Genomic DNA, 13,258 nt, shown 5'->3' with positions numbered 1-13,258 from the left:
AGCGCTGATGGATAAAGCGCTGACAGCTTGTTTCATGCAAATCAATCCAAGGAGATCAACATGGCACTGAACGAAACCCATGACGCCGGCCTGCAAAGCTGGGTCGCCTCGGCCAATACGGGCAAGAGCGACTTTCCCATCCAGAACCTGCCGTTCGCGGTCTTCCGCCGCAAGAGCAACGAACAGAACGGTAGCGAGTCCTTCCGCGGCGGCGTGGCCATTGGCGACCAGGTGCTGGACATGGCGGCCGTGCATCAACTGGGTACGGCCAAGGTGCTGGGCGGCGATGTGCAGGCCCAGGTCGAAGCCGCGGCGGCAAGCCAGCTCAACGCGCTGATGGCCATGAGCCCCGCGCAATGGTCGGCCCTGCGTCTGGCCCTGTCGCGCGCGCTGCGCGCCGGCGCCGCGGAAGAAGCGGCGCTCAAGGCCTGCCTGGTGCCCCAGTCCGAAGTCGAATACACCGTGCCCGTGCAGGTGGGCGACTACACGGACTTCTACACCTCCGTGCATCACGCGACCAATGTGGGCAAGCTGTTCCGCCCCACCAACCCGCTGATGGAAAACTACAAGTGGGTGCCCATCGGCTACCACGGCCGTGCGTCGAGCATCCGCATCTCGGGCGTGGACTTCAAGCGCCCCAACGGCCAGCTCAAGACTCCCGATGCCGACCCCGTGCTCAAGCCCTGCAACCGCCTCGACTATGAGCTGGAGATGGGCATTTACGCGGGTGCCGGCAATCCCTGGGGCGATGCCATCGGCATCGAGGACGCCGAAAACCATATCTTCGGCCTGTGCCTGCTCAACGACTGGTCGGCCCGCGATGTGCAGGCCTGGGAATACCAGCCCCTGGGCCCCTTCCTGTCCAAGAACTTCGCCACCAGCATCTCGCCCTGGATCGTGACGCTGGAGGCGCTGGAACCCTATCGCACGGCCTTCACCCGCCCCGCCGAAGATCCCCAGCCCCTGCCCTATCTGAGCTCCGCCGCCAACTCGCAGCGCGGCGCGCTCGATGTGCAGCTGAGCGTGGCCATCCAGACCGAGAAGATGCGCGCCGCCGGCCAGGCCGCCGAGCAGATCACCCAGACCAGCTACCGTCATGCCTACTGGACCATGGCCCAGCTCGTGGCCCACCACACCGTCAACGGCTGCGATCTGCAGCCCGGCGACCTGATGGGCACGGGCACGCTGTCCGGCCCCACCATGGCCGAAGCCGGCGCGCTGCTGGAGATCACCGAAGGCGGCAAGAAGCCCTTGAGCCTGAGCAATGGCGAGAGCCGCACCTTCCTGCTGGACGGCGATGCCGTGGTCTTCACCGGCTGGTGCGAAAAGCCCGGCGCCGCACGCATAGGCTTTGGCGAGTGCCGCGCCACCGTGCTGCCCGCACGCCAGGCCTGACAGCGCCACGGCCCGCAAGAAAACCGGCCCGGCGCCGGTTTTTTTGTGCGCGGGAATCCAGGCCGCCAGGCGTAACGTCATGACACAATTGCGCTCATGCCTGCCGCCTCGGACACTTTGACGCCCGCCTCCGCCGCTGCCTCCGAGCAGCGCCAGGAGCCCGTGCTGCATCCTGCAGCGACCAGCCCCAGCCCGCTACCGGCCTCCATCGCGGGCGCTTTCGCGGCCGCGGCCTATTCCCTGCAGCAGGAGCTGCAGAACGACGCACCGGCCGAGGAAGAAGACGGCGGCCTGCTGCCCCAGCTCTATGCCAGCCGCATAGGTCCGCGCTCGCGCGGCTACTACCTGGCCCAGTTCAAACGCTTCGACGCCCTGGACCGTAGCCTGCCCAGCTGGAATATGGCGGCCGCCTTCTTCACCCTGGCCTGGTGCTGCTGGCGCGGCCTGTGGCGCGAGGCCGCGAAATATCTGGCCGCCGCCGCGGCCCTGGCCCTGGTCTGGTGGTTCGGCCTGCGCCCCGCCCTGCCCGAGGCCTTTGCGCTGGGCCTGGGCGCGGCGCTCTGGCTGGTGACCCTGGCCGTGCCGGGCCTGCTCGGCAACAGCTGGTACTGGCGCAAGACCAGAGCCCAGACCCTGAAGGCGATTGCGGCCGCACCCAATATGGCCCAGGCCCATGCGGCTCTGCAGGCCCAGGCCCTTCCCACCCAGAACAAGATTGCCACCCTGCTGGTGCTGGCTCTGCCGCTGGCCGCCGCCGTGGGCGCCGGCCTGGCTCTGCTTCCGGCCCGGGATGCGGCGCCGCAGCCGGCCCCCAGGGCCATGCCCGCAGCCCCTGCGACGCCTGCCCCCAGGCTCGCAGCGGCCGCTGCGCCCGCCACAACTCCTGCCGCTGCTCCGGCCGCCGAGCCGGAGCCTGCACCCCAGGCGTCTGCCCCGGCCGAGCCCGCCGCATCCGAGCCGCCGCCCGCTGCCCCCGAGGCCAGGCCCGCGGCCCCCCGCAGCGAGCTCGAGCCCGGCAAGTTCTATCTGAATGTGGGCGTGTTCGCCGACCCCGCCAATGCCGGCCGCGCGCTGGCGCAGCTTGAAAAATCCGGGCTGCCCGCGCTGACCCAGACCCTGCCCAGCAACAAGGGCGAAGCCACCCGCGTGCGCAGCGGCCCGTTCGACAGCCGCAAGCGCGCCGAAAAAGCGGCCCGCAAGCTGCAGGCACTGGATCTGGAAGCCTCGATCTTCCAGGCCGCGGAGCTTGCTAGCAAAAAATAAGCTGGCAGCGCTTGTCTACGGCGGTTTCATGGTTGTTCAAGGTTGAGACATCAGCATGCCGGGCGCCAGCAGCTTTGAAGTTTGTAGCAAGCGCCGCGCCCGCAGCGGTTGCACCCGCTTGCACTTTGCTGCGCGATTCTCGCCCGGGCCCGCCTGCAGACCGGCTATCGTCTTGTCCATGACAAGAACGCAAGCTCCATTTTTACTCCCGGTCCGTGCCGCTCTTGGCTGCGGCGCTGCCGCCCTGGCCCTGCTGATGGCGGGCTGCGCCAGCACCGGCCCGGGCTCGCCGGCCACGGCACCGCACCCGCTGCAGATCTGCAACGACAAGCCCGTGCAGTTCTACCTGGGCCACAACACGGCGCCGTCCACGCTGGAGATGATCCGCCAGAAGTCGGGCTCCTATATGCTGCGCGTGCTGCGCGAGGGCCAGCCCGCAACCATGGACTACAACCAGGAGCGTCTGAACGTCATCACCAACGATGCGGGCAAGATCACGGCCCTGCACTGCGGCTAGGTGACGGAGATCGGGCTCGTGCGGCCAGAAGCCTTTCCTGCGGATCGCTGAGAAAGTCGAAGCCGCGCTCGGTGGGCAGCACGCGGCCCGGATCGCGCAAGCACCATACGCCGAGCAAGCACGCCGGAAGCCGGCATCGAATCGCGACGAGGACAGGGCCGAGAGCACGGCGGCAAAGACCCGAGGTACGGCCCCGGCCTCGTCTCAGCGAGCCGCAGGCGGGGGAAGGGTTTCGTATCCGAAAAGCTGCGGGGTGGCACGAATATCGAGCACCAGACCGCCTTCCTCGGGCGTCCTGGCAAGCCGCTCGTAGTCCTGGGCGGACATTTCTTGGATTTTCCTGAAGTCTCGGGATCGGCTGAAAACGCCATTGCGCCATTGATACACTTCGTCCAGCTTCTGGTCGAAGGTATAGGCATGGTGGTTGTCGTTGTAGAAATCGCCGAATTTGCCACGCCCGAGATAGATGGCGTTGGAACCTTCATATCCCGTCTTCTGCGAAGATCGCGGATCCGTATTGACGAAATAAGCCCAGTCGCCCGGAATGAAGTTGCGCGGCGCGACCTGCTCTGCAATGCGAAGCAATTTACCGGGTCGCGGCAATGTCGCCGGGTCGAATTCCTTCTCGAAACTCCACATCCGGGGCGGCTCCACGTCAACCAAGGGGTCGCCATCCAAGGCCAGCCGTCTTTCGACGCCAAGCTCCCGGCTGGCATCCGGTCTTACGCGCTGGAAGTAGTCCACCACGCCCTGGGCCATCAACAGTTTGGCTGCGGTATAGCAGCCGATCGCGTATTTGTTCTGCGACTGAAAAGCATCCATCAGCGCGGCGGCAGTCGACACGCCATTCCTGGGGACGCCATTCGCCCAGTAGCGCACGTTCCAGCGCGCCCGCCCACCATCGGGCCAAGTCCATTGCAAGACTTCGGTCCAGGCCACGATGTTCTGGCGCAAGCCTATATGCTCCTCCAAGGCCCCCAGGCTGCAGGCGTCGTCATCGAAGGACGTCGTCCGGCCATGCTGGAGCACAGACAGCAGGATTTCCTTTTTGGAAACCGTGGCCACCTTGCGCAGCTTGCCTCCGCGCACCGGCAATTGGACGCTTTCGAGCGGCACCTTGTACTCCACGCGGCGGACTAGGTCCAAGGTGTCGGTGTCGTCCGCGGGCGTGGCCAGCGCATAAGCGACGGCTCCGGTGTCCTGCTGCTCTGACTGGGTGACCAGCGCGGGGTCGATGTCCAGCTTGCCAAGGTACTCGAGCATCTGCTTTTCAAGCATGGGCAGCTGAGCCGGGTTGCAGACAAAGCGCAGGTCGGCTTTGGCCGGCGCTGCCACAGCCATCATGCCAAGCAGCAGGCACGTACGAAGCCCGAGGCAGACGAGGCTGCCAGCGACTGCGCCATGAAACGCCAGTCCTCTGAAAAGTCGCTTGAATCCGAACCTGTACAAACCAGGACGGCCAGAACCCGCAAAAACGGCGTGACGTAATTTCATGGCGACGGCTTTCCTAGTCAAGGCAAGCGGAAGAACGCTCTGCTGGTCTGCCATATTCGGCGCACAGGCAGCGACTTCGACGCCCCATGCGCAAGCTGGCAGCAGCCCATCACGGCAATGATTTTCGCGCTCAGCCAGGATGGTCCGCAACAGTTTCGCGCCGAGTTCATGGCTCGACTCAGACTGTCCTCAGGAATGCCATGGCAGGTGGGGCGCCCGGCGCCGCGGCCGACACCGTCCGGCAGGCCTGGACCTCCCGTTTTTCCATGGCGGCCCGCCTCTCAGTCGGCCAGGAACATTTCCTGCAGATCGCTGAGAAAGTCGAAGCCGCGCTCGGTGGGCACCACGCGGCCCAGGTCGCGCGTGATCAGCCCCCTGGCCTGGGCCTGATCCAGCCCCTTGGCGATGGCCGACAGGGGCAGGCCCGTGCGCTCCATGAACTCCTGCAGCGCAAAGCCGCCGCGCAGGCGCAGGGCGTTGAGCATGTACTCGAACGGCAGATCGGCGCGCTTGACCTCGCTGTCCTGGGCCAGCGGCGTGCCGGCCAGCGCCATGTCCATATAGCGCGCGGGATCGCGAAAGCGCACCTGGCGAGCTATGCGGTGCGCAAAGCTCAGCTTGCTGTGTGCGCCCGCGCCTATGCCCAGATAGTCGCCGAACTGCCAGTAATTGCTGTTGTGGAAGCACTGGTGGCCGGGCCTGGCATATGCCGAGACCTCGTAGCGCTGCATGCCCGCCGCGCCCGTGCTGGCCGTGATCAGGTCCAGCATCTCGTAGGCCGTATCGTCCTCGGGCACCACGGGTGGGTACTTGGCGAAGTAGGTATTGGGCTCGATGGTCAGGTGGTAGATCGACAGATGCGGCGGCGCAAACGACAGCGCCGTATCCACGTCGCGCTGCAGGTCCTGCAGCGTCTGGCCGGGCAGCGCATACATCAGGTCGATGTTGAAGGTCTCGAAATTGTCGGCGGCCTCGCGCACCGCGGCCTTGGCCTGGGCCGCATCATGGACCCGGCCCACGGCCTGCAGAAAACGGTCGTCAAAGCTCTGCACGCCGATGGACAGGCGGTTCACACCGGCCGCGCGGAAGGCCTTGAAGCGGTTCTTCTCGAAGGTGCCCGGGTTGGCCTCCATGGTGATCTCGCAGTCGGGCTCCATGCGCAGCCGCGCGCGCAGGCCCGCGATCAGCTGGTCAATGGCCTGCGGCGAGAACAGGCTGGGCGTGCCGCCGCCCATGAACACGCTGTGCACCGTGCGCCCCCAGATCAGCGGCAGCGCGCTCTCCAGATCGGCCATCAGCGCGGCTATATAGCGCTCCTCGGGCAGCGCGTCTCCCTTGGCCCAGGCATGGGAGTTGAAGTCGCAGTACGGGCATTTCTTCAGGCACCAGGGCAGGTGCACATAGAGCGACAGCGGCGGCAGGCTGCCCAGCTGCAAGGTGCCCGGGCGCATGTAATGCTGGATATCGCGCTGAACCGCGGCCTCGGCCGCCTCGGTGCTTTGTGGCTGAATAGGGATCATGAAAATAGCTCTTGCCGAAATCGACGCTGCTGAAACTAGCATGCCCAAAGCCAGAGATGCCAAGCAAGGGCCGCCCCGCAGCGAGGGCATCGTCCCCCTCCCGCGTAGCGAGAGAGGGGGAAGCCGCAAAGCGGCTCAGGGGGTGTTTACAACCACCTTTCGCGCACCATGGCCAGCATTTTCTGAGAGGAGCGGCCACGGTGGCTGTGCGCATGCTTGAGCTCGGGCGTCATCTCGGCAAAAGTCAGGCCCACTTCGGGAATGAACATCACGGGGTCGAAGCCGAAGCCGTGGCTGCCATGGCGCTCGGTGGTGATCAGGCCCTGGACGCGGCCCACGGCGATCAGCGGCTCGGGGTCCTTGGGGTTGCGCACGCCCACCAGGGTGCTGACCACGGCCGCACGGCGGTTTTCCACGCCCTGCATCTGCTCGAGCAGAGCGCGCACATTGTTGTCGTCGCTTTTCTCGTAGCCGAACTGCGTGCAGTAGTAAGCCGTGTCCACGCCGGGCAAGCCCCCGAAATGGTCCACGCACAGGCCGGCATCGTCGGCAATCGCGGGCAGGCCCGTGTGCTCGGCCGCAAAGCGCGCCTTGGACAGCGCGTTCTCGACAAAAGTGCCATAGGGCTCGGGCGCCTCGCCCTCGAACAGATCGCCCTGGCGGATCAGCTCCACGCCCAGGGGCGCAAACATGGCTTGCAGCTCGGCCAGCTTGCCGCGGTTGTTGGAGGCCAACACAATTTTCATAATAAAAGTCCATGCCAGCGCTTGCGGCGCTGGCGTCATCAGCTATTGGTTCAGTCGTAAGCGCGAGCCCGGCGCGCCGGGCCGCAGGTCCCGGCTTCAGGACTTGGCTTTGTGCCGCTCGGCGGAGCGGCGTATGGCGGCGTTGATCTCGGCGATCGAACGCTCTATGGCCTCGTCGTCGAGCTCATCCTCGCATGCTTCGAGCGGCCCCATCTGTATCGTGGATTCAAAGCCCTCGTCGGCAATCTCCTGCGTGGAGATGGAGGACGGCTCAAAGCTATTGGGCGTTTCCCATTCCAGCGCCAGCGCGGTGACGTTGTCGCTAGCGTCCCCCGCACGGCGCAGCGCCGTATCCACGAGCATGGGCACGAACTGCGCCACCGGACGGCCGCGCATGCTTTGCAGTATCTCGGGGTTGGGCACGCTGCTCCACAGGCCGTCGGAACACAGCAGCAACTGGTCGCCCTGCTCGAGTCGCCTGAAGTCGCTCACGTCGTAGATCGGCTTGGAGGGCGAGCCCAGGCAGGTGAACAGCACGTTGCGGTTGGACTGGGTCACCAGGCCCGAGACCTTGCGCATCTCGCTATAGGAATGGTCGCGCGTGCGCTCCACCTGCTGGCCGTCGCGCACCCAGTACAGGCGCGAATCGCCGCAGTGGATCCAGCACACATGGCCGGCCTGCAGCACGGCCGCCACCAGCGTGGTGCGCGGCGTGTCCATCATGCCCTTGGCGCTGGCATAGCGCAGGATCTGCCTATGGGCCTGCAGCAGTGCGTCTTCCAGAAAGGCGCGCGGATCGTCCAGCGTGGGCTTGGCCTTTTGTTGGAACTGCACCGACACCACCTGCAGCGCGATCTGGGCCGCGATCTCGCCGTCGGGGTGGCCGCCCATGCCGTCGGCCAGCACGAACAGCGCCGCCTCCCGCGTATAGCAGTAGCCCATGCGGTCTTCATTGAGTGCGCGCCCGCCGCGGCGGCTCAGCTGGAATACGGAGAATTTCATGTTTTGCGCTTGCTGTCGGGCACCACGCCCCGTTCCGTGCCACCGAATTTCTGCAGGTTTCTCTTGGCGTCATGCACCATGTTGTCGAACTGCATGCGCATGCGCTCCTGCACCTTGAGCTTGGTGTAGCGGCGCTCGCCTTCGCGAGTCAGCTCTTTTTGCAGCGCAAACACCGACTGCGGGCGCGACAGCGGGTCCATGGCCATGCACCACTCGACCACCTCGATCAGATTGTCCGAATACACGCCGCGCAGCTTGCTCAGGGACAGGGTCAGCCTGTCTTTTTCCTGGCGCTGCGGCGCTTCGGTGGGCGGCATGCCCTGCATGCAGGCGTAGATGCAGGCGCCTATGGCATAGATATCGGTCCAGGGCCCGAGCTGCGAGTCGCGCCGGTACATCTCGGGCGCGGCAAAGCCCGGCGTGTACATGGGGCGGATGAAATTGCCTTCCTTGGACAGCACCTCGCGCGCCGCGCCGAAGTCGATCAGCACCGCCTTGTCGTCATTGGTGATGAAGACATTCGCGGGCTTGATGTCCAGGTGCAGCATCTTGTGCTGGTGCACGATACGCAGGCCGCGCAGCACCTCGTCGAACAGGGAGCGGATGGTCGATTCGCGGAAGACCTTGTTGGCCTTGAGCTCGCGCGCCGTGACGATGAATTCCTGCAGGGTCGCCCCTTCCAGGTAGTTCATCACCATGTAGACGGTTTCGTTCTCGCGGAAAAAATTGAGCACGCTGACCACGGAGGCGTGCGAAATCTGGGCCAGCGAGCGTCCTTCCTCGAAAAAGCTCTTGAGCCCGAGGCGGTACAGGGACAGTTTCTCTGGTGCGACCACCGGCTGCAGTTCGTTGGAGGCTCGGGTGGCCAGCGAGGCGGGCAGGTATTCCTTGATTGCGACCTGCTTGCCCTCGGAATCCAAGGCCAAGTAGACAATCCCGAATCCCCCCGAAGAAATCCTGCGCACCACCCGGTATCCGCCTATTGTGCTGCCCGGCGGCAATGGCGCTGGCTTGATCTTTGTAGACATTTTTTACCGGTAAACCTCAAGGACGATGCGAAACCCGGATAATCGGGCAATTGCAAGCATCCATCAAAAGTCCAATGCCAGTTTACAGCATGACCGGATACGCGAGTGCCCAGCACAGCGCTTCCGTTGAGGGTGGTCAAGAGCCCCAGTCCAGCAGCCGCCTGGGCCTTGAGATCCGCGCGGTCAACAGCCGCTTCCTGGATTTGTCCTTCCGCCTTCCCGACGAACTGCGCGCCCTTGAACCGGCCCTGCGCACCTTGCTCACGGCGCGTCTCAAGCGCGGCAAGGTGGAAGTGCGCGCCGCCATCGACGTCACCGACAACCAGTCCCTGTCCACTCCTGCGGCCTCCCAGCTGCAACGGCTGCTCACGCTGCAGGACTCGATCCAGGCCTGGCTGCCCAAGGCCCGCGACCTGTCGGTGGCCGATGTGCTGCGGCTGTGCAGCGGCAGCGGCGCCGCTGGCACGGACTGGAGCGAAATCGCTCCGTCCCTGGCCGAGCAGGCTGTGACCGAGCTGCTCGCGGCCCGCGCCCGCGAAGGCGAGCGCCTCTCGGCCATGCTGCTGGACCGCATTCAGCAGCTGCGCGAGCTGGCCAAGCAGGCCGCCCCCCTGGTGCCGCAGCTCGTGGAGCAGCAGCGCCTGAAGTTTCTCGAGCGCTGGAAGGAAGCCATGGCCCTGGGCGATGGCGCCGTCGCTCCCGAGGCCGCCCAGGACCGCGCCCTGGCCGAGGCTACGGCCTTCGCCATCCGCATCGACGTGGCCGAGGAAATCACCCGCCTGGGCTCGCACCTGGACGAGATCGAACGCCTGCTCAAGAAGGGCGGCGACATCGGCAAGCGCCTGGATTTCCTGATCCAGGAGCTGCACCGCGAAGCCAACACGCTTGGCTCCAAATCTGCCACGCTGGAGCTGACCCGCATCAGCGTGGACATGAAAGTGCTGATCGAGCAGATGCGCGAGCAAGTGCAGAACATCGAGTAAGCCACCTCTTCCCATGCGTAACCTACCCTCTACGCACACCGTCATGGACCATCCCGGAAATCTATTTGTCGTGTCGGCGCCCAGTGGCGCCGGCAAATCCTCCCTGGTGCGCGCACTGCGTGAATTCGATGCGCGCGTCTACCCCTCGGTCTCCCACACCACGCGAGCGCCTCGCGGCCAGGAAAAGCATGGCCGCGAGTACTACTTCGTCTCGGACACCGAGTTCGACGCCATGGTGACCAACAACGGCTTCGTCGAATGGGCCAATGTGCATGGCCGCCGCTACGGCACGGCCAAGAAGTCCCTCGAAGAGCGCATCAAGGGCGGCACCGATGTGCTGCTCGAGATCGATTACCAGGGCGCTCTGCAGGTCAAGAACGCCTTCCCGAATGCGGTGCTGATCTTCATCCTGCCGCCGAGCTGGGACGAGCTGCGCGCGCGCCTGGAAAACCGCGGCGAGGACGCTCCCGAAGTCATCGAACTGCGCCTGAGAAACGCCGAAGAGGAAATGGCCCAGGTCGCAAAATTCGACTTCGTTATAATCAACGAATTGTTTGAGAGCGCGCTTTTTGATCTGAAAGCGATCATCCACGCGCAGCGTCTCAAATATGCGGCCCAGCGGCGTCTTCGCGCCGATACCTTCGAGTCGCTCAACATCCCTGAATCCAACTGACCGTTCCCGGAGTTCCTGATGGCACGCATTACCGTTGAAGATTGCCTGGAGCAAATCCCCAATCGCTTCCAGCTCGTTTTGGCCGCTACCTACCGCGCCCGCATGCTCAACCAGGGCCACACCCCCAAGATTGAGACCAAGAACAAGGCCGGCGTCACCGCCCTGCGCGAAATCGCAGACAGCAAGGTGGGCCTGGAAATGCTGAAGAAAGTACCGGGCTGAGCTGTTGCATCGCAGCAGCAAAAGACTCAATTAAGCACCGCCAGTCGGTGCTTTTTTGTGCCTATAAGTTTGCACTACCGGCTGGCAGGCTACATTTAAGGAATATGACAGCGGCCCCGAATTCGACGATTGCTCCCTCTCCCCCGGCACCGGCCCAGCCTCAGCGCATGTCAGCTGAACAGGCAGCCAGCGTGTCTGCCGCTGCTTTTGCCGGCCTGCTGGAGCACCTGGGCTATCTCGATGCCGACAGCGTGGAGCGCGTGCGCCTGGCCTATGTCTATGCCGACCAGGCCCATTCCGACCAGTGGCGCAGCAGCGGCGACCCCTATATCACCCACCCGATTGCGGTCACCAGCATCTGCGCCAACTGGAAGCTCGATGCGCCGGCCCTGATGGCGGCCCTGCTGCACGACTCCATGGAGGACTGCGGCATCACCAAGGCCGATCTGCTCGAGCGCTTCGGCGAGGACGTGGCCGAGCTGGTCGACGGACTGACCAAGTTGGACAAGCTGCAGTTCAACACCCGCGAGGAAAGCCAGGCCGAGTCCTTCCGCAAGATGCTGCTGGCCATGGCGCGCGATGTGCGCGTCATCCTCATCAAGCTGGCCGACCGCACCCACAATATGCGCACCATGGGCGACATGCCGCGCGGCAAATGGGGACGCATTTCGTCGGAAACACTGGAAATCTACGCGCCCATCGCCCATAGGCTGGGGCTGAACCAGACCTACCGCGAGCTGCAGGACCTGTCGTTCAAGCATCTGCGCCCCTGGCGCTATGCGACGCTGGAAAAAGCCATCGCCCGCTCGCGCAAGCGCCGCCGCGACCTGGTGCAGCGCGTGCAGGACGAGGTCAATGCCGAATTTGCCAAGCATGGCCTGCCCGTGCGCCTCATGGGCCGCGAGAGCACGCTGTATTCGCTGTACCAGCGCATGCAGAAAAACCAGCTGAGCTTTGCCAAGGTCACGGACATCTACGGCTTTCGCATCATCGTGCCCAAGACGCTGGACTGCTACACGGCCCTGGGGGTGCTGCACCAGAAGTACAAGCCCATGCCGGGCCGCTTCAAGGACTACATCGCCATCGCCAAGAGCAACGGCTACCAGTCGCTGCACACCACGCTGGTCGGCCCCTCCAGCGTCAGCATCGAGTTCCAGATCCGCACCGAGGAGATGAACATCGTGGCCGAGGCCGGCGTGGCCGCCCACTGGCTGTACAAGGCCCAGCAGGGCCGCGATTCCGAACAGCTGAGCACCCAGTGGCTGCAGTCGCTGCTCGACATCCAGAACGAGACCCGCGATGCCGCCGAGTTCTGGGACCATGTGAAGGTGGACCTGTTCCCCGACGCGGTCTATGTGTTCACGCCCAAGAGCGAGATCATGGCCATGCCGCGCGGCGCGACCGTGGTGGACTTCGCCTACGCCATCCACAGCAAGATCGGCCACCGCACCACGGCGGCCAAGATCAATGACGAGGAAGTGCCGCTGCGCACCGAACTCAAGAGCGGCGATGTGGTGCAGATCATCACCTCCGAGACCGCCACGCCCAACCCCGCCTGGCTGGGCTTCGTGAAGACCGGCCGCGCGCGCTCCAAGATCCGCTCCTTCCTCAAGAACGCGGCCCAGACCGAGGCCGGCCAGCTCGGCGAAACCCTGCTGGCCCAGGCGCTGCGCGCCGAAGGCATTGATGCCATACCGCCCCAGGACGAGGCCAACAAGCCCGTATGGGATGAGATTCTGCGCATCACCGGCAACCGCGCGCCGGCCGACCTGATGGTCGATATCGGCATGGGCCGGCGCATCGCCTCCCTGGTCGCGGCGCGCATGACGACCTCCATGACCAAACAGGGCGTGCGCCCCGATGCGCTGCTGATCACCCAGGAGCGCTTCAACACCAGCAACCGCCCGTTCCAGGGCGCCGTCACGCTCAACGGCGACGAAAGCAGCTCGGTCTATTACTCGCACTGCTGCCGCCCCGTGCCCGGCGATCCCATACTCGGCTATCTCGGCGGCCAGGGCCTGGTGGTGCACCATGCCCAGTGCAGCAATGCGATCAAGCTGCGCGAAAAAGATGCCGACCGCTTCATCACCGTGGACTGGGCCGACGACATCACGCGCCTGTTCGAAGTCGGCATCGTGGTCACCGTGCACAACAACAAGGGCGTGCTGGCCCGCGTGGCGGCCGAACTGACCAATGCCGAGGCCGACATCGTGCGCATCGACATGGCCGACGAAGTGGCCGTGGGCACCACCGACCTGCGCTTCGTCATCTCGGTGCACAACAATGTGCAGCTGGACAATGCCCTGCGCAATCTGCGCCGCCTGCACTCGGTGATCCGCGCCAGCCGCCTCATAGCCTGATCGGCGCGGCCCGAGCTTTGTTTGCATTCCGCAGCCCGTGCGGAATGCCTGGCGA

Annotated in this window: 12 protein-coding genes; 7 read left to right on the top strand and 5 right to left on the bottom strand. The window is 64.9% G+C overall.

The window, feature by feature from the left end:
* Positions 1 to 60: 60 nt before the first annotated feature.
* From fahA to AB6724_RS02055, 3 genes are all read left to right on the top strand, one after another.
* Positions 61 to 1,395: a fumarylacetoacetase gene (gene fahA / locus AB6724_RS02065; RefSeq protein ID WP_369336837.1), complete on the top strand. Its 1,335-nt coding sequence runs from the start codon at positions 61 to 63 to the stop codon at positions 1,393 to 1,395.
* Between the two features lie 96 nt (positions 1,396 to 1,491).
* Entirely contained in the window at positions 1,492 to 2,658 is a 1,167-nt protein-coding gene (locus tag AB6724_RS02060; RefSeq protein ID WP_369336836.1) for an SPOR domain-containing protein, read from the top strand.
* 178 nt (positions 2,659 to 2,836) lie between these two features.
* Entirely contained in the window at positions 2,837 to 3,175 is a 339-nt protein-coding gene (locus AB6724_RS02055) for an I78 family peptidase inhibitor (protein ID WP_369336835.1), read from the top strand.
* 204 nt (positions 3,176 to 3,379) lie between these two features.
* Here AB6724_RS02055 and AB6724_RS02050 read toward each other — a convergent pair whose 3' ends face one another.
* From AB6724_RS02050 to AB6724_RS02030, 5 genes are all read right to left on the bottom strand, one after another.
* Complete coding sequence (locus AB6724_RS02050; RefSeq protein ID WP_369336834.1) at positions 3,380 to 4,669, bottom strand: TGL-type protein-glutamine gamma-glutamyltransferase; 1,290 nt, start codon at positions 4,667 to 4,669, stop codon at positions 3,380 to 3,382.
* A 281-nt stretch (positions 4,670 to 4,950) separates the two neighbouring features.
* The gene (hemW, locus tag AB6724_RS02045) at positions 4,951 to 6,189 is read right to left on the bottom strand and encodes a radical SAM family heme chaperone HemW (RefSeq protein ID WP_369336833.1); all 1,239 of its coding nucleotides are present in this window, start codon (positions 6,187 to 6,189) and stop codon (positions 4,951 to 4,953) included.
* A 146-nt stretch (positions 6,190 to 6,335) separates the two neighbouring features.
* Positions 6,336 to 6,935 carry an RdgB/HAM1 family non-canonical purine NTP pyrophosphatase gene (gene rdgB / locus AB6724_RS02040; RefSeq protein WP_369336832.1) on the bottom strand — a complete coding sequence of 200 codons (600 nt, stop codon included), beginning with the start codon at positions 6,933 to 6,935 and terminating at the stop codon, positions 6,336 to 6,338.
* Between the two features lie 96 nt (positions 6,936 to 7,031).
* Positions 7,032 to 7,937, bottom strand: coding sequence for a PP2C family protein-serine/threonine phosphatase (locus AB6724_RS02035; protein WP_369336831.1), 906 nt, complete (start codon positions 7,935 to 7,937; stop codon positions 7,032 to 7,034).
* The gene (locus AB6724_RS02030; RefSeq protein ID WP_369336830.1) at positions 7,934 to 8,965 is read right to left on the bottom strand and encodes a serine/threonine protein kinase; all 1,032 of its coding nucleotides are present in this window, start codon (positions 8,963 to 8,965) and stop codon (positions 7,934 to 7,936) included. Before AB6724_RS02030 ends, AB6724_RS02035 begins: the two co-directional genes overlap by 4 nt.
* 89 nt (positions 8,966 to 9,054) lie before the next feature.
* On the opposite strand from AB6724_RS02030, the gene AB6724_RS02025 reads away from it, so the two are divergent.
* The 4 genes from AB6724_RS02025 to AB6724_RS02010 all read left to right on the top strand — a co-directional run bounded on the left by AB6724_RS02025 (position 9,055) and on the right by AB6724_RS02010 (position 13,203).
* The gene (locus AB6724_RS02025; RefSeq protein ID WP_369336829.1) at positions 9,055 to 9,948 is read left to right on the top strand and encodes a YicC/YloC family endoribonuclease; all 894 of its coding nucleotides are present in this window, start codon (positions 9,055 to 9,057) and stop codon (positions 9,946 to 9,948) included.
* A 43-nt stretch (positions 9,949 to 9,991) separates the two neighbouring features.
* Positions 9,992 to 10,621, top strand: coding sequence for a guanylate kinase (gene gmk / locus AB6724_RS02020; RefSeq protein ID WP_369336828.1), 630 nt, complete (start codon positions 9,992 to 9,994; stop codon positions 10,619 to 10,621).
* 18 nt (positions 10,622 to 10,639) lie between these two features.
* Entirely contained in the window at positions 10,640 to 10,843 is a 204-nt protein-coding gene (gene rpoZ / locus AB6724_RS02015) for a DNA-directed RNA polymerase subunit omega (protein ID WP_283485599.1), read from the top strand.
* A gap of 104 nt (positions 10,844 to 10,947) precedes the next feature.
* Positions 10,948 to 13,203 (top strand): RelA/SpoT family protein, encoded by a 2,256-nt coding sequence (locus AB6724_RS02010; RefSeq protein WP_369336827.1) that lies wholly within the window; start codon positions 10,948 to 10,950, stop codon positions 13,201 to 13,203.
* Positions 13,204 to 13,258 lie beyond the last annotated feature (55 nt).

Source organism: Comamonas guangdongensis (genome assembly GCF_041079535.1).
In the GTDB taxonomy this organism is placed as follows: Bacteria; Pseudomonadota; Gammaproteobacteria; order Burkholderiales; family Burkholderiaceae_C; genus Comamonas; species Comamonas guangdongensis.
This window is presented reverse-complemented; position numbering and strand designations above follow the sequence as displayed.